Source organism: Nocardioides zeicaulis, from assembly GCF_042432345.1.
Lineage (GTDB): Bacteria > Actinomycetota > Actinomycetes > Propionibacteriales > Nocardioidaceae > Nocardioides > Nocardioides zeicaulis.
The window spans coordinates 1576149-1600980 of the sequence record NZ_JBHLXH010000001.1 but is presented as its reverse complement, the minus strand read 5'-3'; the positions used below and the strand labels follow the sequence as shown (position 1 = coordinate 1600980).

24 protein-coding genes are annotated in these 24832 nt (G+C 73.7%); 11 read left to right on the top strand and 13 right to left on the bottom strand.

Annotation, left to right across the window (positions count from 1 at the left end; translation table 11 throughout):
- The first annotated feature begins 8 nt into the window (after positions 1-8).
- Complete coding sequence (locus ACFFJG_RS07890; RefSeq protein WP_378518049.1) at positions 9-1175, top strand: L-talarate/galactarate dehydratase; 1167 nt, start codon at positions 9-11, stop codon at positions 1173-1175.
- Positions 1172-1843, top strand: a complete 672-nt coding sequence (locus tag ACFFJG_RS07885; protein ID WP_378518048.1) for a FadR/GntR family transcriptional regulator — start codon at positions 1172-1174, stop codon at positions 1841-1843. The genes ACFFJG_RS07890 and ACFFJG_RS07885 overlap by 4 nt, the downstream gene beginning before the upstream one ends.
- Before the next feature lie 71 nt (positions 1844-1914).
- Here the strand turns inward: ACFFJG_RS07885 and ACFFJG_RS07880 are convergent, their stop codons facing one another.
- The 5 genes from ACFFJG_RS07880 to ACFFJG_RS07860 are packed head-to-tail and all read right to left on the bottom strand — an operon-like array spanning position 1915 to position 6740.
- Positions 1915-3180 carry an enolase C-terminal domain-like protein gene (locus tag ACFFJG_RS07880; RefSeq protein ID WP_378518047.1) on the bottom strand — a complete coding sequence of 422 codons (1266 nt, stop codon included), beginning with the start codon at positions 3178-3180 and terminating at the stop codon, positions 1915-1917.
- On the bottom strand, positions 3177-3584 hold the full coding sequence (locus tag ACFFJG_RS07875) for a universal stress protein (protein WP_378518046.1): 408 nt from the start codon (positions 3582-3584) through the stop codon (positions 3177-3179). The genes ACFFJG_RS07880 and ACFFJG_RS07875 overlap by 4 nt, the downstream gene beginning before the upstream one ends.
- Positions 3581-5119, bottom strand: coding sequence for a tripartite tricarboxylate transporter permease (locus ACFFJG_RS07870; RefSeq protein WP_378518045.1), 1539 nt, complete (start codon positions 5117-5119; stop codon positions 3581-3583). Before ACFFJG_RS07870 ends, ACFFJG_RS07875 begins: the two co-directional genes overlap by 4 nt.
- A gap of 30 nt (positions 5120-5149) precedes the next feature.
- Positions 5150-5695 (bottom strand): tripartite tricarboxylate transporter TctB family protein, encoded by a 546-nt coding sequence (locus ACFFJG_RS07865; RefSeq protein WP_378518044.1) that lies wholly within the window; start codon positions 5693-5695, stop codon positions 5150-5152.
- Between the two features lie 43 nt (positions 5696-5738).
- On the bottom strand, positions 5739-6740 hold the full coding sequence (locus tag ACFFJG_RS07860; protein WP_378518043.1) for a Bug family tripartite tricarboxylate transporter substrate binding protein: 1002 nt from the start codon (positions 6738-6740) through the stop codon (positions 5739-5741).
- Between the two features lie 111 nt (positions 6741-6851).
- Here ACFFJG_RS07860 and ACFFJG_RS07855 point away from each other — a divergent pair, with 111 nt between their 5' ends.
- Both ACFFJG_RS07855 and ACFFJG_RS07850 read left to right on the top strand, forming a co-directional pair.
- Positions 6852-7763 (top strand): LysR family transcriptional regulator, encoded by a 912-nt coding sequence (locus ACFFJG_RS07855; RefSeq protein ID WP_378518042.1) that lies wholly within the window; start codon positions 6852-6854, stop codon positions 7761-7763.
- Between the two features lie 120 nt (positions 7764-7883).
- The gene (locus ACFFJG_RS07850) at positions 7884-9683 is read left to right on the top strand and encodes a sensor histidine kinase (protein ID WP_378518041.1); all 1800 of its coding nucleotides are present in this window, start codon (positions 7884-7886) and stop codon (positions 9681-9683) included.
- Here the strand turns inward: ACFFJG_RS07850 and ACFFJG_RS07845 are convergent.
- Entirely contained in the window at positions 9673-10134 is a 462-nt protein-coding gene (locus tag ACFFJG_RS07845; RefSeq protein WP_378518040.1) for a GNAT family N-acetyltransferase, read from the bottom strand. The genes ACFFJG_RS07850 and ACFFJG_RS07845 overlap by 11 nt on opposite strands.
- Before the next feature lie 174 nt (positions 10135-10308).
- On the opposite strand from ACFFJG_RS07845, the gene ACFFJG_RS07840 reads away from it, so the two are divergent.
- Entirely contained in the window at positions 10309-11685 is a 1377-nt protein-coding gene (locus tag ACFFJG_RS07840) for an NAD(P)-binding protein (RefSeq protein WP_378518039.1), read from the top strand.
- 351 nt (positions 11686-12036) lie between these two features.
- Positions 12037-12948, top strand: coding sequence for an SDR family oxidoreductase (locus ACFFJG_RS07835; RefSeq protein ID WP_378518038.1), 912 nt, complete (start codon positions 12037-12039; stop codon positions 12946-12948).
- Here ACFFJG_RS07835 and ACFFJG_RS07830 read toward each other — a convergent pair.
- Positions 12938-13753, bottom strand: a complete 816-nt coding sequence (locus ACFFJG_RS07830) for a Rossmann-fold NAD(P)-binding domain-containing protein (RefSeq protein WP_378518037.1) — start codon at positions 13751-13753, stop codon at positions 12938-12940. The genes ACFFJG_RS07835 and ACFFJG_RS07830 overlap by 11 nt on opposite strands.
- A gap of 155 nt (positions 13754-13908) precedes the next feature.
- Between ACFFJG_RS07830 and kdgD the strand changes: the two genes are divergently transcribed.
- The 3 genes from kdgD (at position 13909) to ACFFJG_RS07815 (ending at position 17734) form a co-directional block, all read left to right on the top strand.
- On the top strand, positions 13909-14835 hold the full coding sequence (kdgD, locus tag ACFFJG_RS07825) for a 5-dehydro-4-deoxyglucarate dehydratase (protein ID WP_378518036.1): 927 nt from the start codon (positions 13909-13911) through the stop codon (positions 14833-14835).
- Between the two features lie 68 nt (positions 14836-14903).
- Complete coding sequence (locus tag ACFFJG_RS07820; protein ID WP_378518035.1) at positions 14904-16412, top strand: aldehyde dehydrogenase (NADP(+)); 1509 nt, start codon at positions 14904-14906, stop codon at positions 16410-16412.
- Positions 16409-17734: an enolase C-terminal domain-like protein gene (locus tag ACFFJG_RS07815; protein ID WP_378518034.1), complete on the top strand. Its 1326-nt coding sequence runs from the start codon at positions 16409-16411 to the stop codon at positions 17732-17734. The genes ACFFJG_RS07820 and ACFFJG_RS07815 overlap by 4 nt, the downstream gene beginning before the upstream one ends.
- Before the next feature lie 129 nt (positions 17735-17863).
- Here ACFFJG_RS07815 and ACFFJG_RS07810 read toward each other — a convergent pair whose 3' ends face one another.
- From ACFFJG_RS07810 to ACFFJG_RS07790, 5 genes are all read right to left on the bottom strand, one after another.
- Positions 17864-18802: a PfkB family carbohydrate kinase gene (locus ACFFJG_RS07810; protein WP_378518033.1), complete on the bottom strand. Its 939-nt coding sequence runs from the start codon at positions 18800-18802 to the stop codon at positions 17864-17866.
- Positions 18799-19341 carry a cysteine hydrolase family protein gene (locus tag ACFFJG_RS07805; protein ID WP_378518032.1) on the bottom strand — a complete coding sequence of 181 codons (543 nt, stop codon included), beginning with the start codon at positions 19339-19341 and terminating at the stop codon, positions 18799-18801. Before ACFFJG_RS07805 ends, ACFFJG_RS07810 begins: the two co-directional genes overlap by 4 nt.
- 213 nt (positions 19342-19554) lie before the next feature.
- Complete coding sequence (locus ACFFJG_RS07800; RefSeq protein WP_378518031.1) at positions 19555-20127, bottom strand: ABC-2 transporter permease; 573 nt, start codon at positions 20125-20127, stop codon at positions 19555-19557.
- 48 nt (positions 20128-20175) lie between these two features.
- Positions 20176-20382 carry a hypothetical protein gene (locus ACFFJG_RS07795; RefSeq protein ID WP_378518030.1) on the bottom strand — a complete coding sequence of 69 codons (207 nt, stop codon included), beginning with the start codon at positions 20380-20382 and terminating at the stop codon, positions 20176-20178.
- Positions 20379-21275, bottom strand: coding sequence for an ABC transporter ATP-binding protein (locus tag ACFFJG_RS07790; RefSeq protein WP_378518029.1), 897 nt, complete (start codon positions 21273-21275; stop codon positions 20379-20381). The genes ACFFJG_RS07795 and ACFFJG_RS07790 overlap by 4 nt, the downstream gene beginning before the upstream one ends.
- 339 nt (positions 21276-21614) lie before the next feature.
- Here ACFFJG_RS07790 and ACFFJG_RS07785 point away from each other — a divergent pair, with 339 nt between their 5' ends.
- Together ACFFJG_RS07785 and ACFFJG_RS07780 are read left to right on the top strand one after the other, a co-directional pair.
- Positions 21615-22733 (top strand): hypothetical protein, encoded by a 1119-nt coding sequence (locus ACFFJG_RS07785; RefSeq protein ID WP_378518028.1) that lies wholly within the window; start codon positions 21615-21617, stop codon positions 22731-22733.
- 46 nt (positions 22734-22779) lie between these two features.
- Positions 22780-23589 (top strand): hypothetical protein, encoded by an 810-nt coding sequence (locus tag ACFFJG_RS07780; protein WP_378518027.1) that lies wholly within the window; start codon positions 22780-22782, stop codon positions 23587-23589.
- Between the two features lie 16 nt (positions 23590-23605).
- On the opposite strand, the gene ACFFJG_RS07775 is transcribed toward ACFFJG_RS07780, so the two are convergent.
- Entirely contained in the window at positions 23606-24781 is a 1176-nt protein-coding gene (locus tag ACFFJG_RS07775) for a pyridoxal phosphate-dependent aminotransferase (RefSeq protein WP_378518026.1), read from the bottom strand.
- Positions 24782-24832 lie beyond the last annotated feature (51 nt).

The following is a 24832-nucleotide window of genomic DNA, read 5'->3' as shown; positions in this document are numbered from 1 at the left end:
GAACCCCCATGACGCAGACCCAGACCCCGCCCGCTGCCGCGACGAGCCCGAGCGGCGCCGGCGACCGCATCCGCAGCGTCACGCTGTCGCACGTCGTGCTGCCGCTGCCCTACGCCGTCAGCGACGCCAAGGTGCTCACCGGCCGGCAGAAGCCGCTGACCGAGACGGTCATGCTCTTCGTCGAGCTCACCACCGAGCAGGGCCTCGAGGGGATGGGCTTCAGCTACTCCAAGCGCGCGGGCGGCCGGGCGCAGTACGCCCACCTCAAGGAGGTCATGGACCGGGCGGTCGGCCAGGACCCCAGCGACATCGCGAAGATCTACGAGTCCCTCATGTGGGCCGGCGCCTCGGTCGGCCGCTCGGGCGTCGCCACGCAGGCCGTCGCCGCCCTCGACGTCGCGCTCCACGACCTCAAGGCCCGCCGCGCCGGCCTGCCGCTGGCCAAGCTGCTCGGCGCCCACCGCGACTCCTGCCGCGTCTACAACACCTCCGGCGGCTTCCTCCAGGCCTCGGTCGAGGAGATCAAGGACAAGGCGACCGCCTCGATCGAGTCCGGCATCGGCGGCATCAAGATCAAGGTCGGTCAGCCGGACTGGCGCGAGGACCTGCGCCGCGTCGCCGCGCTCCGCGAGCACCTCGGCGACGGGCCGTTCATGGTCGACGCCAACCAGCAGTGGGACCGCGCCCGCGCCCGCCGGATGTGCCGCGAGCTGGAGCAGTTCGACCTGGTCTGGATCGAGGAGCCGCTCGACGCCTGGGACCACGTCGGCCACGCCGACCTGTCGCAGACCTTCGACACCCCCATCGCCACCGGCGAGATGCTCACCTCGGTCGACGAGCACATGGGCCTGGTCGACGCGGGCTACCGCGGCATCGTGCAGCCCGACGCCCCCCGCATCGGCGGGATCACGCCGTTCCTGCGCTTCGCCACCCTCGCGGCGCACCACCGCCTCGACCTCGCCCCGCACTACGCGATGGAGATCCACCTCCACCTCGCCGCGACCTACCCCACCGAGCCGTGGGTCGAGCACTTCGAGTGGCTCAACCCGCTCTTCGAGGAGCGCATCGAGATCCGCGACGGCCGGATCTTCGTGCCGGACCGTCCGGGCCTCGGCTTCACCCTCACCGAGCGCATGCGCGAGCTCACCGTGGAGACCGCTACCTTCTCGGCATGAGCACCCTCTCCGCGGGCGTGGTCGCCGGCCTCAAGGACAAGATCCTGGCCGGCGACCTCGCCCCCGGCGCCAAGCTGCCGTCGGAGACCGAGCTCGTGGAGGAGTACGCCGTCTCCCGCACCGTGGTCCGCGAGGCCGTCACCCGGCTGCGGGCCGAGGGCCTCGTCGAGACCCAGCAGGGTCGCGGCTCGTTCGTGCTCGCGGTGCCCGAGGCGTCGTCGTTCAGCGTCGAGGCGTCGGCCATCCGGACGCAGGCCGACGTCGTCGCCATGATCGACTTCCGCATCGGCGTCGAGAGCGAGGCCGCGGCCCTGGCCGCCCGCGACCACACCGCCCGCGACGTCGTGGCGATCGAGGAGGCGATGGCCGGGTTCGTGCGCGCCGGACACGAGGGGGCGGTCGAGGCCGACTTCGCCTTCCACCTCGCCGTCGCCCGCGCGAGCGGCAACCGGTTCTACGTCGACCTGCTCAGCTCCCTCGGCCCGATGATGATCATGCTGCCGCGCACCCGCCTCGGCGAGGCGTACTCCATGACCGACGCCACCCACGTCGAGCGGGTCCAGCGCGAGCACGACAACGTCGCCGCCGCGGTCCTCGCCGGCGACGTCGAGACCGCCCGCGCCGCCATGCGCCTGCACCTCGGCAACACCCGCCGCCGCGTCACCTGACGCACCTGCACGCCGAGAACCTGCCGAGCTGACGCATCTGTGCACGCGGCGCGTGCAGATGCGTCAGCTCGTCACCAGCGGGAGGTGTTGACCTCGAAGCCGGGCTGGATCGAGCGCATGTAGACGGTGTCCTCGCGACGGCGCACGCCGCAGGAGAGGTAGAGATCGTGCAGCTCGCCGAGGAGGTCGCGGTCGAGCTCGACGCCGAGGCCGGGGCTGGTCGGGACGGCCACCGCGCCGTCCACGAACGGAAGCGGGTCGCCGGCGAGGAGGTCGCGGGTCTTCCAGGGGTAGTGGGTGTCGCAGGCGTAGGTCAGGTTCGGCGTGGCGGCCGCGAGGTGGACCATCGCGGCCAGCGAGACGCCGAGGTGGGAGTTGCTGTGCATCGACAGCCCGAGGCCCCACACGTCGGTGATGCCGCCGAGGAGCGCGGAGCGGCGCAGCCCGCCCCAGAGGTGGTGGTCGGAGAGGACGACCTGGACGGCGTCCTGCGCGATCGCGGGCGGCAGGTGCTCCATCGCGATGACGCACATGTTGGTCGCCAGCGGCACGTCGGTGCGCGCCGAGACCGCGGCCATGCCGGCGATCCCGGGCGTCGGGTCCTCGAGGTACTCCACGACCCCGGCCAGGCGGTCGGCGACCGCGACGGACGTCTCGACGGTCCAGGCGCCGTTGGGGTCCAGGCGCAGCGGCAGGTCGGGGAAGGCGTCGCGCAGCGCCTCGATCGCGGTGCACTCCGCGTCGGGGGGCAGCACGCCGCCCTTGAGCTTGAGGGAGCCGAAGCCCCACCCGTCGACCATCCGGCGTGCCTGCGCGACGAGCTGGTCGGGCGTCAGCGCCTCGCCCCACGCGTCGTCGTCGTGGCCGGGGTGGCCGGCCCACTTGTGGAAGAGGTAGCCGCTGAACGGCACCCGCTCGCGCACCGCGCCGCCGAGCAGGTCGCTGACCGGGACGCCGGCCGCGCGGGCCTGCACGTCGAGGCAGGCGACCTCGAACGGGGAGACGACCGTGTCGAGCGCGGAGTCCACGTCGAGCATCCCGCCGAACGACGCGCCGCCCCCGCCGGTCTCCCGGCCGAGCACGTCGCCCACCAGCAGCCGCAGGCCGTGCAGGTCGTACGGGTCGTGGCCGGGCAGCGCGGCCGCGACCGCGTCGAGCCGGCCGAGGTGCGTCTCGTCGGCGTAGGTCTCACCCAGACCTAGGAGGCCGTCGTCGGTGTGGACCTCGACGACCGCGCGCAGCGCGTAGGGCTGGTGCACCCCGACGACGTTGAGCAGCGGCGGGTCCTCGAAGGCGACCGGCGTGACGACGACGCGGGAGACGCGCGAGCCGCTCACGCGGTGGGCTTCACGGCCAGGACGGGCACCTCGAGGTCGAGCAGGAGCCGCTGCGCGTCGCTGCCGGTGACCAGCTTGCCGACCGGGGAGCGCCGGCGCAGCCCGATGACGACGAGCCGTGCGGAGGTCTCGGCGACCACGCGCCGGAAGACCTCGACGAGGTCGTCGCCGTGGTCGGCCTGGTCGACGCGCGCGGTGACACCGGCGGCCGCGGCCCGTGCGACGAGCTCGTCGGCGGCGGTGGCGTCGACGTACTCGGCGTCCACCGTGGTGCGCCTGCGGGGGCTGTTGAGGATGACGACCGCGTCGCCGCGGTGCGCCGCCTCCTCCAGGCCCGCGGCCAGCGCGGCCTCGCCGACGGGGGTGGGCACGTAGCCGATGACGATCGTCGTGGGGGTGCTCATCGCAAAGAGTCCTCTCGCTGGGCGCTGTCGGGGGTGGCGGTCTCGGGGGCGGTGGCGCCCCGGTGGCGGGCCTTGCGGACGAGCGGCACGACGACCACCAGGAGGACGAAGGCCAGGATCGTGCCGGAGATCGGGCGCGTCACGAACCCGGTGGCGTCGCCGTCGAAGATCAGCATCGAGCGGCGGAAGCTCGACTCGATCAGCGACCCGAGCACGAACGCCAAAACCATCGGGCCGGGCTCGAAGCCGGTCTTCTTCATCAGGTAGCCCACGACGCCGAAGAAGATCATCACGAAGATGTCGAAGACCGAGTTGTTGATCGTGTAGACGCCCAGGATCGTGATGAGCGCGGTGATCGGCGCGAGGATCGCGGGCCGCACCCGGAGGATCCGGACGAAGACGCCGACCAGCGGGATGCTGAGCAGCAGCAGGATCAGGTTGCCGATGTACATCGAGTTGATGACGCCCCAGAACAGGTCGGGGCGCTCGTCGATCAGCTGCGGGCCGGGCGTGACACCGACGACCAGAAGAGCGGCGTAGAGCATCGCCATCGAGGCGTTGGCGGGGATGCCGATCGTGAGCAGCGGGATGAACGACGAGGTCGCCGCGGCGTTGTTGGCCGACTCGGGGCCCGCGACGCCCTCGATGGCGCCGCGGCCGAAGCGCTCGGGCTGCTTGGCCACCTTCTTCTCCGCGGCGTACGCCGCCAGGGAGGCCATCACGGCACCTCCGCCGGGCAGCACGCCGAGGACGAAGCCGATCAGCGAGCCGCGACCGATGGCGGGGGAGGCCTCCTTGAGGTCCTTGCGGGAGGGCCAGATGTTGGCGATGGCCGCGGGGACGTGCGGCTTGCCGTGCCGCTCCTCGAGGTTGTAGAGGATCTCGCCGACGCCGAACAGGCCCATCGCCACGACGACGAAGTCGATGCCGCCCTGGAGGTTGAGGCTGCCGAAGGTGAAGCGGTCGGCACTCGTGAAGGTGTCGCTGCCGACGGTGGCGAGCAGCAGCCCGACCGCGGCGGCCGCGAGGGCCTTGAGCGTGTTGCCGTTGCCGATGGTGGCGACCAGCAGCACCCCGAGCAGGGCCAGGGCGAAGTACTCCGGCGAGCCGAAGTCGAGCGCGTAGCCGGCCACGACGGGGCCCAGGAGGGTCAGGCCGATGATCGAGATGGTGGCACCGACGAAGGAGCCGATGGCGGCGATGCCGAGGGCGGTGCCGGCCTTGCCCTGCTTGGCCAGCGCGAACCCGTCGAACACCGTGACCACGGAGCTGGCCTCACCGGGGATCCGCAGCAGGACCGAGGTGATGGTGCCGCCGTACTGGGCGCCGTAGTAGATGCCGGCGAGCATGATGATCGCGGCCACCGGGTCGTGGGCGTTGTAGACGATCGGCAGCAGGATCGCCATCGTGGCGGCCGGGCCGAGGCCGGGCAGCACGCCGATGAGCATGCCGACGACGACGCCGATGAGGCAGTAGAGCAGGTTGCCGGGCTGGGTGACGACACCGAAGCCGTCGAGGAAGGCGCTGAGGTCCATGGGTTTCTCCTGTCCTGACCGGGGTGCCGCTCAGAAGGCGATCAGGTGGGGCAGCGGGATGGACAGGGCGTAGAGGAACAGCAGGTAGAAGGCCGCAGTCGTGAGGACCGAGATCACGAGGGTGCTGCGCCAGGACTCGCCTCCGAGGAAGCGGAGCCACACGATGCAGAGCAGCACGGCGGGGATCTCGAAGCCGACCACCGGCAGGAGCACGCCGAGCGCCAGGAAGGTCGCGGCGCCGACGAGGACGAGCAGGCTGGACCGGGTGAACTTCTCCGCGTCGTCCAGGGCCCGCCCGCGCAGGAGCAGCACGAGGCCCAGCACGACGATGAGGACCGAGACGACGAAGGGCCACAGTCCGGGGCCGGGCCGCCGGAGCGACCCGAGCCCGTAGCCGTGGGCGAGCCACGCCGCCACCGCGCCGAGGACGAGCACCGCGACGGCGGCGACGACCTGGTACGCCGGACCTCCCGCGGGCGGTCGCTCGTCGGCGAGGTCCTGGGCGACCTCGGCCTGGAGCTGGGCCAGGATGTCGGGCTCGTGTGCGGAGTCCGGGCGCGGTGCGGTCTCGCTCATGGTGGGTCTCGTCTCGGTGCGGTGGGGTGGGGGTGTCCCCTGGTCAGCTGGCGTCGCCGAGGTCGATGCCGTACTGCTCGACGAGGTCGGCGTAGCGCTGCTTGTCCTCCTCGAGCTGGGCGACGACCTCGTCGCCGGGGATCTCCATCGGCGTGAGGTTGTTCTGCTTGTTGAAGTCCTGGTACTCGGAGGTCTCGAACGTCGCCTGCATGGCCTCGGCGATCGTGTCCTGGACGTCCTGCGGGGTGCCCTTCGGGACGGTCATGAACCGGTACTGCGCCACCTCGACGTCGAGGCCGGACTCCTGCGCGGTCGGCACGTCGGGGAGGAAGTCGACGCGCTCGGGCCCGAAGACCACGATCGGGGTGATCTTGCCCGATTGGATGTTCTCGATGGCCTCGCCGACCTGGAGGCAGGCGGTGTCGACCTGGTCGCCGAGCAGCGCGGTCAGGGCCGGGGCGCCGCCGTCGAACGGGATCGCCTCGGACGGGGTCTTGTCGATGTTGAACGTCAGCGCGCACGCGAGCTGCGCGCCGGTGCCCACGCCGGTCGTGCCGTAGGTGATCTTGCCGTCGGCGTCGGCGAAGTCGTCGATCGAGGTGAAGCCCGACCCCTTGCTGGCCACGAGGACGTAGTCGTCGCGGGAGACGCCCTGCACCACGTCGAAGTCGTCGATGCTGGTGACCTGGTCCGCAGGGACGGCGAGCGGGGTGATCGCGAAGAGCGAGGCGTTCTGCACCGAGATGGTGGAGCCGTCGGGCTCGGCCTTGGCGACCTCCGCCGCGGCGAGCGCGCCGTTGGCGCCCTCGCGGTTGATGACCGGGAAGGACCCGCCGAGCTCCTCGGAGAGGCCGCGCGAGATCTGGCGGCTGATCAGGTCGGAGGAGCCGCCGGCCGAGGCGCCGACGGGCATGTCGACCGCGCCGGTGGGGTAGTCGCCGCTGTCGGAGCCGCCGCCGGCGGTGGTCTTCACGCCGCCGCAGGCGGACAGGGCGAGGGCGGTGCCGGCGGCGATGACCGCGAGGCCGGTGGTGTGCTGGCGCATCAGGGGCTCCTTGCTCGGGATGTGATCACCGACACTAGGGAGGCACCACGATGCCCGTCCAAGCCCGTTTCGGCATGGACTGATCCACCGCGTGCATCGTAGGCTCCGGCCGTGATCACGCTCGACCAGGTCCGCGCGTTCGTGGCCGTCGCCGAGGAGCTGCACTTCGGCCGGGCCGCCGAGCGGCTCCGGATGACGCAGCCTCCGCTGTCGCGCCAGATCCAGAAGCTGGAGAGGGCCGTGGGCGCGCGCCTGCTCGAGCGGGACAACCGGCGCGTGGCGCTGACCGGGGCCGGTGCGGCGTTCCTCGACGAGGCCTACCGGATGCTCAGCCTGGTGGAGGGTGCCGGCGACCTCGCCCGGCGCGTCGACGCGGGCGCCGCGGGCGTCGTACGCCTCGGCTTCACGGCCGTGTCGGCGATCTCGATCCTGGGACCGCTGCTGCGCCGCCTCACCGCCGAGCTGCCCGACGTGGAGGTGGTGCTCTCCGAGCGCGTCACCAACGCCCAGGTCGACGGGATCCGTCGCGGCGAGCTCGACCTCGGCCTGGCCCGTCCGCCCTTCGACACCTCGCTGCTGGGCTCGAAGGTCGTGCTCCGCGAGCCGCTGGTCGCCGTGGTGCCCGAGCGGCACCGGCTCGCCTCGGTCGACCGCCCGCTGACGCCGCAGGACCTCGACGGAGAGAGCGTCATCGGCTACAACCCCGACCAGTCGCGCTACTTCCACGAGCTGTCGGTGCGCTTCTTCGCCAACGCCCACCCCAAGGTCGATCAGCGCGTCCACCAGGTGCTGACCGCGGTCCTGCTGGTCTCGGCGGAGCGCGGCATCGCGCTGGCGCCGGCCTCCGCGGCCTCCCTGCACGTGGGCGGGGTGGTCCACAAGGAGCTCGCCCACCACGGTGGGGACACCCGCGTCGACGCCGACCCCGAGCGTCCGGTCGAGCTGCACGCGATCTGGGCGCGTTCGACCGAGTCCCCGGTGGTGCGCCGGGTGCTCGAGGTCGTGAGCGCCGTCGGGGGCTGAGGCGTGCGTCACGGATTCCTTGACACCGAATTTCTGTGAGCGCGCCCACAACGGCCCGATCTCTTGAGAGGGTGTCCGTAGCAGTTCCGTGACCACGACCAGGCGACGGGGGAGGTGCAGGTGCAACCGACGGCAACAGTCCGCCACGCGTCCACCACGGATCCGTGGTCCGACGAGCAGACCCGGCAGCACCTGCAGGTGCTCGTCGAGGGCGTCGCGGTCCTCGCCGGCTTCGAGCAGTCGGCCATCAGCCTGCGCCGTGGCGACGAGTTCGAGGTCGTCGCCGGCGCCGGCGAGGGCGTCGTGGAGAACATCGTGGGCCGCCGCCTGCCCCACCACGTCGTGGAGGGCGAGCTGGCCAAGGCCGACCACTGGGACGCGTGGCGCTTCGTGCCGCACGACCGGGTCGGCGACGAGGTCCTCGAGTACAGCCACGTCCCGACCGCCGCCGAGATCGACGCGCCCGACGCCTGGCACCCCCTCGACCTGCTCACGGCCCCGGTCTACGACGACGACGGCGTGCTCCGCGGCCTGCTCTCGGTCGACGGCCCCCAGGACGGCCTGCGTCCTGGGCCCGAGCGCCTCGCGCTGCTGCAGAAGTACGCCGGCCTGGCCCGCACGTCGGTGCTGCTCGCCCTCGAGCGGGAGGACCTGTCGCGCCGCGTGCAGATGGCCGACGAGGCCCGCCAGATCGTGCGCAGCGCCCTCGGCGAGCCCTCGCTCGACCTGGTGCTGGAGGCCTGCCGGGCCGGCGTGACCCGCTCGTTCGGCGCGGTCGGCATGTGGCTGACGGCCTTCGACGAGCACGACCGCACCACCACCGCGTGGTACGCCGTCGACTCCGAGGCCGAGCCGCTCTTCTCCGAGATCGACGACGTCGTGCTCGCCCTGGCCCACCGCTACTGGGCCGACCAGTACGTCGCCCAGTTCTCCCGCAGCCGCTCGGTCCACCCGGGCCTGCCCGCGGAGGACGCCCAGCAGCTGCTCGGCTTCCTCGACCGGATCGGCATCGGCTCGGTGCTGTTCGTGCCGATGGGCGCCGGTCCCCAGTGCCTTGGCTTCCTGGCCCTCTCGCGGGTCTCCGACACCCCTGCCTGGACCGACCTGGAGAAGGAGGCGGCCCTCGACATCGGGCGCGACCTCGGCCGTGCCGTCGCCAACGCCCGGGCGCTCGAGGCCGAGCGGTCCCTGGTCGACGAGCTGCGCCAGCTCGACGGCTACCGCGTCCAGCTGGTCAACACCCTCGCCCACGAGCTGCGCAGCCCGCTGTTCTCGGTGAGCGCGAACCTCGAGCTCATCGAGTCCGAGGCGCTCGACCCGGAGGCCCAGCGCTGCCTGTCGGCCGCGTCCCGCGGCACCGCGCGGATGAAGTCGGTGGTCGAGGACCTGCTCACCATGGCCGCCATCGCCGACCCGCAGCGCGAGTTCGTGCCCGAGCGGGTCGACCTGCGCCAGGTCCTCACCGACGTGTCCGAGGAGTGCAGCCCGGCGGCCGTGGCGCGTCAGCAGAACTGCCGTCTCGACGTCCCCGACGGCCCCGTCTGGTGCGACGGACGCCCCGAGGAGCTGCACCGCATGTTCGCCAACCTCGGCAGCAACGCCATCAAGTACTCCGACGAGGGCGGCGACATCGACGTGCGCCTGGTCGAGGAGCCGCAGGAGGTGCGGATCAGCTTCAGCGACTCGGGCCTGGGCATCTCCGAGGAGGACCAGGCGCGCCTGTTCGAGGAGTTCTTCCGCTCCACCAACCCCGACGCCAAGGCGCGTCCGGGCACGGGCCTCGGGCTCGCGATCGTCGAGCGCATCGCCCGCCGGCACTCCGGCCGCATCGAGATCGAGTCCAAGCTCGGCGTGGGCACCACGATGACCGTGGTGCTCCCGCGCCCGTCCGGGTCCGGGGCCCCCGCCGTCACGGCGTGAGCGTGAGCGTCATGAACGTGCTCAGCGGGTCGTCCCGGTAGGAGCCGAACGGGCCGCACGGCTCGAAGCCCGCCGAGGCGTACAGCGCATGGGCGGGGGCGAAGAACGCCATGCTGCCGGTCTCCAGCGAGACCCGCTCGACGCCGCGTGCGCGGGCGTCGGCCAGCACGTGCGCCAGCAGGCCCCGCGCGACGCCGCGCCCGCGGGCGTGGGGCGCCGTCCGCATGCTCTTGAGCTCCTCGTGCCGCGGGTCGATCGCGCTGAGCGCAGCCGTGCCGAGGATGCCCTCGGCGTCGGCGGCCACCCACAGCCGCACGCCGGGACGCTGCAGCGCGTCGAGGTCGAGCGCGTGGCGGCTCTCCGGCGGCGCGGTCGGCTCCATGTCGTCGAGGTGGGCCTGGAGGAACGCCGCCAGGCGGGGGTCGGCGAAGTCGGCCCGGGAGATGCTCACGGCGGCAGTCTGCCGCGCCGACGGCGCGACTCGAGCGGAGGTATCGCCGCTCGACGCACGCAATAGCGTGCGTCCAGCGTCAACGAGGGTGTCCTAGTCCGCCGCCGACCGGCGGCTCACGGCGATCGCGTGCCGGCGTGGACGGCGTACGCCCCCGGCTGTCACCGTGGGCCCATGGACCGCACCCTCGACGTCGACCACCTCGTCGTCGGAGCCGGCGCGATGGGGATGGCGTTCGCCGACGCCCTCGTGCAGCACTCCGGCGCCCGGGTGGCGCTGGTGGACCGGCGCCACGGCGTCGGCGGGCACTGGCTGGAGGCGTACCCGTTCGTCCGGCTGCACCAGGCGTCCTGCTTCTACGGCGTCGCGTCCACGCTGCTCGGTGGCGGCCGGCTGCAGGAGAGCGGCCCGGAGGCAGGGCTCCAGATCCGCGCCTCGCAGCCGGAGATCGTGGCGTACTTCGCGCAGGTGGCCCAACGGCTCCAGGACAGCGGGCGCGTCGAGGTGCTCACCAGCTCCGACGTCGTCGGCCGCACGGTCGTGTCCCGCGTCTCGAGCGCGGTCCGCGAGGTCCCGGCCTCCACGCGCATCGTCGACGCGCGCTACCTCGCTCCCGACATCCCCGCCGAGACGCCGCCGCCGTTCGCGGTCGGCGAGGGCGTGCGGGTGGTGCCGGTCAACGACCTCGTGCGGCTGGAGGAGGCGCCCCGCCAGTACGTCGTCGTCGGTTCCGGCAAGACCGCGACCGACGCGTGCGTGTGGCTGCTGGGCGAGGGCGTCGACCCCGACGCGATCTGCTGGGTACGCCCGCGCGACCCGTGGATGCTCAACCGCGCGCTGATCCAGCCCGACCCCGAGGTCTACCTCGGCGTCCCCGTCGCGATCCTCGAGGCCGCCGCGGCCTCCGCAGACCTCGACGAGGTGTTCCTCCGCCTCGAGGACGCCGGCGTCATGCTGCGCATTGACCGCACCGTGACGCCGCGGATGGCGAAGGCCCCGACGCTCGGGGAGTGGGAGCTCGGGCTGCTGCGGACGATCGAGGACGTCGTGCGCCACGGGCACCTGGCCGCCGTCGAGCGGGGCCGGCTGCGCTTCGCGGACGGCACCACGGTCGGCATCTCCGACGACGCCGTCGTGGTGCACTGCGCCGCCGACGCCCTGAAGAACCCGCCGCTCGTGCCGGTCTGGGGGCCCGGGACGATCACGCTCCAGCCGGTGCGCGCCGGCTTCCCCTGCTTCGGCGCCGCGCTCACCGGCTACGTCGAGGCGACCCGCGTCGACGACGACGAGAAGAACCGGCTCTGCCCGCCCTCGCGCTACGGCAACTCGCTGGCGCAGTGGGCCGAGATGAACCTCCGCGGCACCCGCGCCGCCCAGGCGTTCGGAGCCGAGCCCGACATCGCCTCGTGGGCGAGCGGCGTCGCGCTCAACCCCGCCCGCATCCCGCCCGACCACCCCGGCTCGCCCGCTCTCGACCACCTCCGCGAGCGGCTCGCCGCCGCCACCGCCCCCGGCCTCGCCGGGCTCGAGCGGCTGGTGGCGGCGGGCTGAGCTCCCGCCGTCCACGGCGGGACTCGAGCGGACCATTGTCCGCTCGACGCACGCCATGGCGTGCGTCTAGCGTCAACGAAGGTGTCCTAGTCCGTCGTCGGCAGAGCGGCGGAGCGGTACGCCGCACCCGGTCTGGTTCGTGCGGGGCACCCACGCGTGGACGAGTCGGGCCGGGGCGCGGGACCCGTCGGGGTCGGTCCACCGGTCGGTCGCGGCGACCGCGGCGTCGGCGGGCTTCGTCGTACGGGGCACGTCCTCCGGTTCCCTGCATCGAGCCGGGCCTGCCGGGTACGGGCGGGGTCCGCCCTGAAGCACACCGAATCAGACCCGAACCCCGACGAAGGACCCGACATGAGCGACGCGGACCAGACCCGCCAGGACCCGACCGAGCAGCACCCGCAGCCCGACACCGAGGGCGAGCAACTGCCCGACCCCGGCCACGAGGACTCCGTCACCCGTCAGATGGGTGAGAAGCCCGACCACGGCGAGGAGTCGTACGTCGGCCACGACCGGCTGCTCGACCAGGTCGCCGTCGTCACCGGCGGTGACTCGGGCATCGGCCGGGCGATCGCGGTGGCGTTCTCCCGCGAGGGCGCCGACCTCGTCATCGCCTACCTCGACGGCGAGGAGGACGACGCCCGCGAGACCGCGCGACTGGTCGAGGAGGCCGGGCGCCGGTGCGTGCTGGTGCCGACTGACCTGGTCGAGGAGGAGGCCTGCCAGGCGCTCGTCGACCGCGCGGTCGACGAGCTCGGCCGGATCGACATCCTGGTCAACAACGCGGCCTACCAGATGGCCCAGGAGGGCGGCATCGCCGACATCACGACCGAGCAGCTCGACCGCGTCATGCGCACCAACGTCTACGCCATGTTCTGGCTCTGCAGGATGGCGCTGCCGCACATGCGCGCCGGCTCCTCGATCATCAACACCTCGTCGGTCCAATCGAGCTCGCCCTCGCCCGAGCTGCTCGACTACGCCACGACCAAGGCGGCGATCGTGAACTTCACCCGCGGCCTCGCGCTCTCGGTCGCCGAGAAGGGGATCCGGGTCAACTCGGTCGCCCCCGGCCCGATCTGGACGCCTCTGATCCCGGCCACGATGCCGCCCGACAAGGTCGAGGACTTCGGCAAGCAGACGCCGCTCGGCCGCGCCGGGCAGCCGGCCGAGGTGGCGACGGCGTACGTCTTCCTCGCCTCGGCCGAGTCGAGCTACGTCACCGGCGAGGTCCTCGCCGTCACCGGCGGTGGCCCGGTCACGATGTGAGCCCGGCGTACCCCTCGCGGTAGGTGGGGTACGTCGGCGCCCACCCGGTGGTCCGGAGGCGCGCGTTGGACAGCCGCTTGCCGTGCCCCTGGGCGGGGTCGGCGGGCGGGGGTGCGGGCGACCCCGTGAGCGAGGCGAGGTGGGCGGTCACGTCGCCGAGCTGGGCCGGCTCGTCGTCGGTGCCGAGGTAGAGCCCCTCGGGCTGGCCCGGCATGGTCAGCAGGTGCACCACCGCCGCTGCGGCGTCGGTGCGGTGGATGCGGTTGGTCCAGCGGTGCGGGTCGGTGACCCGTCCCTCGCGGACCTGGTCGAGCAGCCGCGTGCTGCTGCCGCCGTAGAGCCCGGAGAGCCGCAGCACCGTCCCGTGCGGGACCCGGGCGTGGAACGCCTCCTCGGCCGCCAGCAGCATTTCCCCGGGGCCGTCGGACGGCGCCGCCGGCACCGTCTCGTCCTCGAGGTCGGGGAGGTCGTGGCTCGGGTGGACCGCGGTCGAGGAGACCAGCACCGCGCGCTCAGGGGGCGACGGCAGCGCGTCGAGCGCCCGCGCCATGCCGTCGACGTACACCGCGCGGTAGGCCTCCTCGGTGCGCGGACGCGCGGTGAGGGCGACGACCACGAGGCGGGGGCGTACGTCGGACAGGTCGGGCGCCGCCGCGGTGAGGTCGACCGAGCGGCCGACGAGCGGCGCCGGCACCCTGGCGGCGTCACGGCGCAGCGCGAGCACGTCGTGGCCGAGGTCGGCGAGGCGCAGCCCGACCGCGGCGCCGAGGTCGCCGCAGCCGACGAGGAGCACGTCCGAAGTCACGCGCGGAGCCTAGCCAAGCGCCGAAGCCATGCCCCAGAGGCATCACTCGATCCAGAAACGGGCTTGGACAGGCATCGTGGAGCCTTCCTAGGTTGGTGAGCACCGCCACACCGCTGCCAGACCCGCTGGCACGCCGACGAGCCGAAGGACGCCGCGTGACGAACTACAGCCCCACCGAGCTGGTCGAGACCCTGGGCAAGGGGCTGCTCTCCTTCCCCGTGACCCACTTCGACGCCGACCTGCGCGTCGACGAGGCGGCCTACCGCGAGCACCTCGAGTGGCTCAGCGGCTACCCCGTCGCCGGTCTCTTCGCCGCGGGCGGCACGGGCGAGGGATTCTCGCTGACCTCCGACGAGGCCGACCGGGTCGTCCGTACGGCCGTGGCCGGGGTGGGCGGCAAGGTGCCGGTGCTGGCCCCGGCGACCGGCGCGACGGTCAACGCGGTCGCGCAGGTCCGCGCGGCCGAGGAGGCCGGCGCCGACGGCATCCTGCTCATGCCTCCCTACCTCACCGAGGCCGGCCAGCGTGGTCTCGTCGAGCACATCAGCCAGGTCTGCGCCGCCACCAGCCTCGGCGTCATCTACTACTCGCGGGCCAACGCGGTGCTCGGCGTCGACGCGCTCGAGCAGGCCTGCGCCCGCAACGCCAACCTGGTCGGCTTCAAGGACGGCGTCGGCTCGATCGAGCAGATGACCCGCACCTACGCCCAGCTCGGCGACCGGCTCGTCTACGTCGGCGGCCTGCCCACCGCGGAGGTGTTCGCGCTGCCCCTGCTCCAGCTCGGCGTGACGACCTACAGCTCGGCGATCTTCAACTTCGTCCCGCAGTTCGCGCTCGACTTCTACGACGCGGTGCGTCGCCAGGACCAGGGCACCGTCTACGCGATGCTCAACGACTTCGTCATCCCCTACACCCGCATCCGCGACCGCGAGCCCGGCTACGCCGTGTCCATCGTCAAGGCCGGGCTCGCCGCCGTCGGCCGCCCGGCCGGCCCGGTGCGCCCGCCGCTGTCGGACCTCACCGAGGCCGAGCGCGACGAGCTCCAGACCCTCGTGGACAAGGTGGCAGGCTCGCAGGCCTGAGCTCCAGCCCCCTGCCAGCCCGGCTCCAGCCCCGCACCCTCCCGCACGCACCCGATCCGAAGGACGACATGACCGACAGCCAGACGATCGCCGCCACCTCGATCATCGCCGGCGCTGACGCCGAGCAGCCCGACGTCGCCGCGGCCACCGCCGCCGCCGCGGAGGCGTTCGCCGCCTACCGCGCGACGACGCCGGAGCAGCGGGCCGCGTTCCTCGAGGCGGTCGCCGAGGAGATCGAGGCAGACCGCGACGCGATCGTGCCGGAGGCGGTCCGCGAGAGCGGGCTGCCGGAGGGCCGCATCGCCGGCGAGGTGGGTCGCACCACCGGTCAGCTGCGTCTCTTCGCCGGCGTGGTTCGCCGGGGCGACCACCTCGGCGTCCGGATCGACCCGGCCCAGCCGGACCGTACGCCCCTCCCGCGCGCCGACATCCGCCAGCGGATGGTGCCGCTCGGCCCGGTCGCGGTCTTCGGCGCCAGCAACTTCCCGCTCGCCTTCTCCACCGCCGGCGGCGACACCGCCTCCGCGCTCGCGGCGGGCTGCCCGGTCGTGGTCAAGGGCCACCCCGCGCACCCCGTGACGGGCACGCTCGTCGCCCGGGCGGTCACCCGCGCGGTCGAGCGGTCGGGCCTGCCGGCCGGCACCTTCTCGTTCGTCCTCGGCGGCCTCGAGACGGGGCAGGAGCTCGTCGTCGACCCGCGCATCGCGGCCGTCGGCTTCACCGGCTCCCGGGGCGGTGGGCTCGCGCTCGTCCGGGCCGCGGCCGCCCGTGCGGTGCCGATCCCGGTCTACGCCGAGATGTCCTCGATCAACCCGGTCGTCGTCCTGCCGGGCGCGCTGGAGGGCGACGTCACGGCGCTCGCGACGGCGTACATCGGGTCGCTCACCCTCGGGTCGGGCCAGTTCTGCACCAACCCGGGCCTGCTGTTCCTGCCCGCCGGCGAGCGGGGCGACGCCTTCCTCCGCGCCGCCGGCGAGGCGGTCACGGCCGCCGCGGGACAGCCGATGCTCACGCCCGGCATCGCCGAGGCCTACGCCAGCGGCACCGCGAGCCTGCGCGGGACCGAGGGCGTCCGGGTCGTCGGTGAGGGGACCGCGGCCGGTGACCACGCTCCGGCTCCGGTCGTCTACGAGGCGCCCGCCGCGCTGCTCGCCACCGCGGACAGCCCCGTGACCGACGAGGTCTTCGGGGCAGCCGGCGTCGTCGTGAGGTACGACGACGTGGCCGACCTGCTGCCGCGGCTCGAGGGCCTCGAGGGCCAGCTCACCGCCACCGTCCACGCCACCGACGCCGACGTCGACGATGCGCGGGCGCTCCTGCCCGTCCTGGAGACCAGGGCCGGCCGCGTGCTGTTCAACGGCTGGCCCACCGGCGTGGAGGTCGGTCACGCGATGGTCCACGGCGGCCCGTTCCCCGCGACCTCCGACGGCCGCTCCACCAGTGTCGGCAGCCTGGCGATCGAGCGCTTCCAGCGCCCCGTGGCCTACCAGGACGTCCCGGCCGCGCTGCTGCCCGAGGCCGTCCGCGACGACAACCCCTGGGGCTTGCGGCGCCGCGTCGACGGAGAGCTCGAATGAGCCCCGTCACGATCGCGCGGGTCGAGGTCGTCCCGGTCGCCGGGCACGACTCGATGCTGCTCAACCTCTCCGGCGCGCACGGTCCCTTCTTCACCCGCAACATCGCCGTCGTCACCGACTCCGAGGGCCGGGAGGGCCTCGGCGAGGTGCCGGGCGGCGAGGCGATCCGCCGGACGATCGAGGACGCGGCCGAGCTGCTCGTCGGCCAGCCGGTCGCGACGTTCCGCAGCCTGCTGCGGCAGGTGGCAACGGCGTACGCCGACCGCGACGCCGGGGGCCGCGGCCTGCAGACCTTCGACCTCCGCACCACCATCCACGCCGTCACGGCGCTCGAGTCGGCGCTGCTCGACCTGTCCGGGCAGGCCCTGGGCGTGCCGGTCGCCGAGCTGCTCGGCGACGGCCAGCAGCGCACCAGCGTGCCGATGCTGGGCTACCTCTTCTACGTCGGCGACCCCGACCGCACCGACCTGCCCTACCTCCGCGAGCCCGCCGGCGCCGACGCGTGGGAGCGGGTGCGCCGCGAGGAGGCGATGACCCCCGAGGCCGTCGTCCGACTCGCCGAGGCCGCGCAGGAGCGCTACGGCTTCAGCGACTTCAAGCTCAAGGGCGGTGTGCTGCCCGGCGAGGAGGAGGTCGCGGCCGTCACCGCGCTCCACGAGCGCTTCCCCGACGCGCGGATCACCCTCGACCCCAACGGCGGCTGGCTGCTCGACGACGCGGTCCGCCTGCTGGCCGGCAAGGACGACGTGCTGGCCTATGCCGAGGACCCGTGCGGCGCCGAGGGCGGCTACTCCGGGCGCGAGGTGATGGCGGAGTTCAAGCGCCGCACCGGCCTGCGCACCGCCACCAACATGGTCGCCACCGACTGGCGGCAGATGGCCGACGCCGTGCGCACCAACGCCGTCGACATCCCGCTCGCCGACCCCCACTTCTGGACCATGGCCGGCTCCGTCCGGGTCGCCCAGCTCTGCCACGACTTCGGGCTGACCTGGGGCTCGCACTCCAACAACCACTTCGACGTCTCGCTGGCGATGTTCACCCAGGTGGGTGCCGCGGCGCCGGGGGAGATCACCGCGCTCGACACCCACTGGATCTGGCAGGACGGGCAGGGCCTCACCGCGCAGCCGCTCGAGATCGTCGACGGCGCGATCGAGGTGCCGACCGCCCCGGGCCTCGGTGTCACGCTCGACCGCGACCGGCTCGCCTCGGCACACGAGCTCTACCTCGAGCACGGCCTCGGCGCGCGCGACGACGCGGTGGCCATGCAGTACCTCGTCGAGGACTGGGCCTTCGACCCCAAGCGCCCCTGCCTGGTGCGCTGAACGCGCTCTGCTCCCGGGCCCCGTCCGACGCCTCCCCGCCCGGTATCTAGGGACGAAATGGTGGGTGGACAGGCGGTTCCACCCACCATTTCGTCGCTAGATACCCAGCGGCGGGGCCGGGGGTGGACGTCAGAGCGACGCGAGGAAGGCGTCGACCTCGGCCGAGGTGGGCGCCGACTGGGTGCCGCGGCGGGTGACCTTGATGGCGGCGGCGGCGTTCGCGCGCCGGCAGCCCTCCACCCACGGCGTACCGGAAGCCACCTCGGCCAGCAGCGCGCCGGTGTGGGTGTCGCCGGCGCCGTTGGTGTCGAGCGGCGTCTGCGGGAACCCGGCGACGTACGTCGTCTCCTCCCCGACGCGGACCGCGCAGCCCTCGGGGCCGTCGCGCACGATCGCGACCGCGTCGCCGCGCAGAAGCGGGGCGATGGCCGTCGTGAGGTCCGCGAGGTCGGCGGGCGGCTCCTGGCCGACCTCGCGCAGCAGGTCCTGGGCCTCCTCGGCGTTGCTCGACCACACGTCGGTGACCTCGAGCATCGCGGCGCGGACGTCGTCGGGCAGCCCGGCGAAGGCGGCGCCCGGGTCGAGCACGACCACCACGGCGGGGTCGAGCGTCGGCAGCCACTCCAGCAGCGGGTCGCGGGTGCGATCAAGGGCGAGCGAGAAGCCGGTGACGCAGACCAGGTCGCCCGCCCGGGGCTCGGAGGTGGCCAGCGAGGCGACCGAGATCTGCCGCTCGGCGCCGAGGGTCGTGACGAAGGTGCGCTCGGCGCTCGGCTCGACCATCACCACGCAGATGCCGGTGTCGAGGTCGGGCACGGGGTCGGCCGACGCGGTGATCCCCTCGCGGTCGAGCGCGGCGCGGATCAGGTCGCCGTGGGGGCCGGTGCCGTGCGCGCCGGCGTGGACGCACGCCGCGCCGAAGCGGGCGGCCGCGAGCAGCACGGTGACCGCGCCGCCGGCGTAGTCGGTGGCCGAGGAGGCCATCACGTTCTGCCCGCGGGCGGGGAGGTCCGGCACCTCGACGACGACGTCGACCAGCGCCTGCCCGGTGTGCACGACGCGGCTCACGGCAGGAGGTCCGCCGTCTTCGCGAGGGTGATCTGGGGCGGGTAAAGCGCCATCACGTCGAGCGCGGCGCGCTGGTTCTTCTCCGACGACCCGGCGCACGCGTCGGTCACGACGGTGATCGTGGCGCCGGCGTCGGCGGCGGCCAGCGCGGTCGACACGACGCAGCAGTCGGTCGCCACCCCGGTGAGGACGAGGTGGGGTGTCGGGCCGGTGACGGCCTCCAGCTCGGGGCCCCACTTGCCGAAGGTCGGCAGCGAGACCACCCTCTCGCCGAGGTCGGCCACGTCCGGCACGAGGTCGAGCAGCGGGTCGTCGGCCGCGACGTCGGCGAACGGCCAGGCGTCGAGGTAGGTCCGCCAGCTCCCGCGCGGCTCGGCCGCCGGCACCCAGCGGGTGACGACGGTGCGCTCGCCCGCGGCGGCGGCGAGGCGGCGTACGGGCTCGACGATGCCGGGGAACATCGGCGAGCCCCACTGGCTCGCGGGGTCGGCGAAGATCCGCTGCGGGTCGATGACGACCAGCCAGGCGTCCGGGTGCATGGCGCCCAGCCTGTCAGACGCCGGCGGCGCGGGGCGCCGGACGTCCGGGCTTCACACCCGGGTCTCGTGCTTCGCACCCCGGGTCTCGGGCGCACAGTACGAGAGTCCCCGGATATCCGGGGACTTCGGGGCCACGCCAGCGAAGAGACGCGCCAGCGGCCACCGGTCCCCCGACCGGCAGCCGCTGGCGCTGCGCGAGGCAGGCCCGGAGGGCTACTTGACCTCGGCACGCAGGACCCGGCGGAGGCCGAGGCCCAGCGGGATCCAGAGCCAGACGAGCGTGGTGACGCCGAGCTGCTGCCAGTGCTCGGCGGTGACGACGTCGGAGAACAGGCCGGTGATGGCGTACTGCACGTCGACCCACGGCTGCAGGTCGGCGAACCAGCCCTGGAAGGCCGCGAGGGTGCCGAAGGCGATCGGCAGCACGAAGGAGTACACGAGGTAGCCCACCAGCGCGGCCGGGGTGGAGCGGAGGACGACCGCGAGCATGAAGCCCATCAGCATGCCGAGCACGTTGGCCAGCACGATCCGGCCGAACTCCACGAGGCTGACGTCCCACGTCGCGTCGAGGCCGGTGATCGTCGAGCCGAGGAGGTTGCCGACCGCGCCGAGCGCCAGGGCGAGGAACATCGCCGCGACGCCGATCGCGAGGGTGACGAGCAGCTTGGCGCCGATGACGCGCCCGCGCCACGGCACGAGGGTGTACGTCGTCAGGCCGGTGCGCTGGCTGTACTCGCCCGTCACCGACATGACGGCGATGATCGGCAGCACGACCGACAGCGGCATCCCGAGTGCGGTCGAGAAGGTCTCCTGCGTGATCGCCTCGTCGGGCGCCTAGAGGATCACCGCGGCGGTGGCGAGGACCGAGACGATGCCGACGCTGGCCATCAGCCAGAAGCCGGCGCGGGTGTCGAACATCTTGCGCAGCTCGACCTTCGCCAGCCGCGTCATCGGGATGGGGCGTACGTCGCGGGGCGGGGCGGCGGCACGCGTCGGGACCGCGGTCGCGGAGGTGGTCGGTGGGGTGGCGGTGGTGGTCATGCTGCTGCTCCTTCGCGGGCGGTCTCGGCGGTGAGCTGGAGGAACATCTCCTCGAGGCCGGCGCCGTCGGCGGCGCGCAGCTCGCGCAGGACGACGCCGGCACGGTGTGCCGCCTCGCCCACGAGCTCGGGCTCGGCGTCGGCGCGCAGGCCGCCGTCGATGGGGGTGGTGACGACCGAGGACTCGGCCAGGGCCCGGGCGAGGCGCTCGGGGTCGTTGGTGCGGACGAGGGTGCCGGCCGCGGCGAGCAGCTCGGCCTTGCTGCCCTGGGCCACGATGCGGCCCTGCCCGATGACGACGAGGTCGTCGGCAATGACCTCGATCTCGTGCAGCAGGTGCGAGGACAGCAGCACCGTGCCGCCGTCGTCGGCGAAACCGCGGAGCAGGTCGCGCATCCAGCGGATGCCGGCCGGGTCGAGGCCGTTGGCCGGCTCGTCGAGGACCAGCACCTGCGGGTCGCCGATGAGGGCGGTGGCCAGGCCGAGGCGCTGGCGCATGCCGAGGGAGTAGTCGCGGACCCGGCGGCGGGCCTCGTCCTCGGTGAGCCCGACCCGGGCCAGCGTCTCGGCGACGCGGGACTTCGGCAGGCCCATCGTCTGCTGGGCGATCGTGAGGATCTCGCGCCCCGTGCGTCCGGCGTGCTGGGCCGAGGCGTCGAGGAGGACGCCGACCTCGAGGCCGGGGTTGACGAGGTCGCGGTAGTCGCGGCCGGTGATGGTGACCCGGCCGGTGGTGGGGCGGGTCAGCCCGACCATGACGCGCATGGTGGTCGACTTGCCGGCGCCGTTGGGGCCGAGGAAGCCGGTCACCCGGCCGGTGGCCGCGGTGAAGGACACGTGGTCGACGGCGCGGAAGGGGCCGTACTGCTTGGTGAGGGACTCGACGCTGATCATGGCTCGAGCCTCCCGCCGCCCGACCCCCGCGCGCATCGGGGAGCGGTCCCGGTCGGGCCCTGACCGCGACCCCGAGAACACCCCGGGGTCGACCCCGGAGCGCCGGGCCGGGGTAGTCCAGTGACGAAGTGCTGCGTCCCGGGCCCGGGGACGACGTCTTGCCACTGGACTACCCCAGCGGGGGCCCGGGGTAGTCCAGTGGCGAAACGCTGTCTGCCGGACCCAGGAAGGACGCTTTGCCACTGGACTACGGCGGCAGCGCGACGGTCTGCCACTGGACCACGCCGCCGAGAGGGGCGGGGTGGGTACGCCGTTGGCGGGCCTTGGGACACTGGTGCGGTGAGCGAGCCGATCAAGACGCGTCCGCCCCAGGTCACCCTGGCCTCGGGGCTGGTGATCGCGTCGTCCGTGGTCGTGGTGCTCACCGCCTTCAGCCAGGTCGCCGCGCTGGGGTCGCTGGCCACGCAGCGCGCGGTCGAGGCGGCGGTGTCCGAGCCCCCGCTGGACGCCCTCGGCCTCGACGCGTCCTCGATGACCGACCTCGTGCGGGTGCTCGCGATCGTCAGCGCCGTCGCCGCCTGCGCGACCGGCGTCCTCGGCTGGTACGTCCGTCGCCCGGACCGCACGGCCCGCCTGGGCCTCACCGTGTTCGCCGTGCCGGTCTTCCTCTCCGGCCTGTCCGGCGCCTGGCTGCCGTCGTCGGGCATCGCCGGCTCCTTCGTCGCCGCGGGCGCCGCGATGCTGTGGATGGTGCCGGCGCGAGAGTGGTTCGCCACCGGCCGCTGGACGCCGCCCCCGCCGCGCGAGCAGGCAGCCGAGCGCGAGGCGCGCCAGCAGCCGCAGGCCGGCCAGGGCTGGCCCCCGCCGCCCGGCACGCCCGGCGCGGGCGTCGGCCCGGCGGTCCCGCCACCGGCGGACCGCCCGTACGGCGAGCCGCGGCCGCCCCACGCCCCGCTCCCGCAGCAGGGCGCGCAGGGTCAGGTCTGGCACCCCGGACCGTACGGGCAGCAGCCCCGGCCGGCGCCGTACCACCGCCCCGGCGGCGTGGTCGCGGCGTTCGTGCTCACCGTGGTGATGGCCGGCGGCCTGCTCACCCTGTCGCTGCTGTGGATCGCGCTGGTCGGCCTCTCGCCGGAGCTCCTGATGAGCACCGTCGAGAAGCAGCAGCCCGACCTGGTCGAGGCGGGCCTGACCCTCGACGACCTCCGCCGCACCGGGTTCGGCGTCGGCGGCGCGCTGGTCGCGTGGAGCACGGCCGCACTGGTCCTGTCGGGGTTCCTGATGGCGCGCCGCGACTGGGCGCGACGCGGGCTGATGGTCCTCGCCGTGCTGAGCGCCGTGGCCAGCCTCGCCCTCATGGTCGGCAACCCCCTGCTCGCGGTGCCGGCCGCGGCCGCCGTCGCGGTCGTGGCGTGCCTGCGCCGCGGCGACGTGCGGCGCTGGTCGTCGTCGCGCTGACGCCGCGCACGAGCGCCGCTCACCGCCGGCATGGTGAGATGTGCCCATGAGCGAGCAGGAGCCCGGTCCCACCCACACGCCCTACGGCCAGTCGTCGCCCTACGGGCAGCCCGCCCAGGGCTCCCCCTACGGCCAGCAGCCCTACGGGTCCCAGCCCTACGGCCAGCAGCCCTACGGCGCCCCGGTCGGCAGCGCCGGCAAGCGCCCGACCACGGTCACGGTCGCGGCCTGGGTCTCGATCGTCTTCTCGACGCTGGTGGGCGCGCTGTTCGGCCTGCTCGGCTTCGCGCTCCTGGTCGCCCGCGACCAGGCCATCGACGAGATCCGCAAGTCGCCCGACTACCAGAACCTCGACTTCGACGTCGACCAGGCCTACGGCGTCGCGGTGGTCCTGATGTTCGGCATGCTCGTGTGGTGCCTCATCGCGATCGTGCTCGCGGTCTTCGTGCTGCGCCGCTCCAACGTGGCACGCATCCTGCTGACCATCTCCAGCGCGGTGACCGCGGTCCTGTCGCTGCTCGGCATCGGCGGCGGCATCCCGGTCATCACCCTCATCGCCGCGGTCGCGGTGATCGTGCTGCTCTACGTCGGCGGCGCCGGCCCGTGGTTCAAGGGGCTGCCCCCCGGCGGGTCCGACGGCCACGGCGGGTCCTACGGCGACCCGTACGGCGCCCCGCAGGGCCAGCCCTACGGCCAGCAGCCCTACGGCAGCACGCCCGGCCAGCAGCCCTACGGCAGCACGCCCGGCGCCGAGCAGGGCGGCAGCTACCCGCCGCCGCCGGCTTCCGACAACCCCTACGGCCAGCCGCCGGCCGGCGGCTCCGACGGACCGTCCTCGGACTACCCCGGTCGCTGACCCCTGACCCGGCCGGTCAGCGCCGCAGGTCGGCCTCGGCCAGGCGGCGTACGCCCTCGGCGATGACCGCGGGCTCCTTGCAGAACGCCCAGCGCACCAGCTGGCGCCCGGCGTCGGGGTCGTCGTGGAACCCCTGGGTGGGGATCGCCACGACGCCGGCCCGCTCGGGCAGCGCCAGGCACAGCTCGCGGCCGTCGGCCCAGCCGAGGTGGCTGACGTCGGTGGTCGCGAAGTAGGTGCCCTCCGGCCGCCGCGCCGGCAGGCCGGCCGCAGCCAGCCCGTCGCAGAGCAGGTCGCGTCGTGCCTGGAGGTCGCGGGCCAGGGCCGCGGGCCAGTCGGGCTCGTGGTCGAGCGCGTGCGCGACGGCGTGCTGCAGCGGCGCGCCGGAGGTGAATGTGAGCCACTGCTTGGCGGCCAGCACCGCCTGCACGAGGTGGGCGGGCCCGGTCGCCCAGCCGACCTTCCAGCCGGTAAACGACCACGACTTGCCCGCGCTCGAGAGCGTGAGGGTGCGCTCGCGCATCCCCGGCAGCGTCGCGATCGGCACGTGGCCCTCGGTCGACAGCGCGTCGTCGAAGACGAGGTGCTCGTAGACCTCGTCGGTCACCACGACCACGTCGTTCTCGATCGCGAGGTCGGCGACGAGCTGCAGCTCCTCGCGGGTCAGGACGGTGCCGGTCGGGTTGTGGGGCGTGTTGAGCAGGACCAGCTTGGTCGCCGGGGTGATCGCAGCGCGGAGCTCGTCGGGGTCGGGCCTGAAGTCGGGCGCGCGCAGCGTCACCGGGCGGCGCCGGGCGCCGCACATGTCGAGCATCGCGACGTAGGAGTCGTAGTAGGGCTCGAGCACGACCACCTCGTCACCGGGGTCGACCAGGCCGAGCAGCGCGGCCGCGATCGCCTCCGTGCACCCGGTCGTGACGACGACCTCACGGTCGGGGTCGAGCGCGAGGCCGTAGTGGCGCTCCTGGTGCCGGGCGATCGCCTGGCGAAGGCCGGGCACGCCGATGCCGGGGGCGTACTGGTTGGCCCCGTCGCGCATCGCCCGCTCCGCCGCCGCGACCACCGAGGCCGGGCCGTCGACGTCGGGGAAGCCCTGGCCGAGGTTGAGCGCCCCGGCGCGCACCGCGAGGGCGGACATCTCGGAGAAGATCGTCGGCGGGATCGAGGCCACGCGGGCGGACATCGCAGGCATGCTCGCGAGCGTAGCCGCCACGCGGGGCACGTCGATGGGGGAGACTCGGCG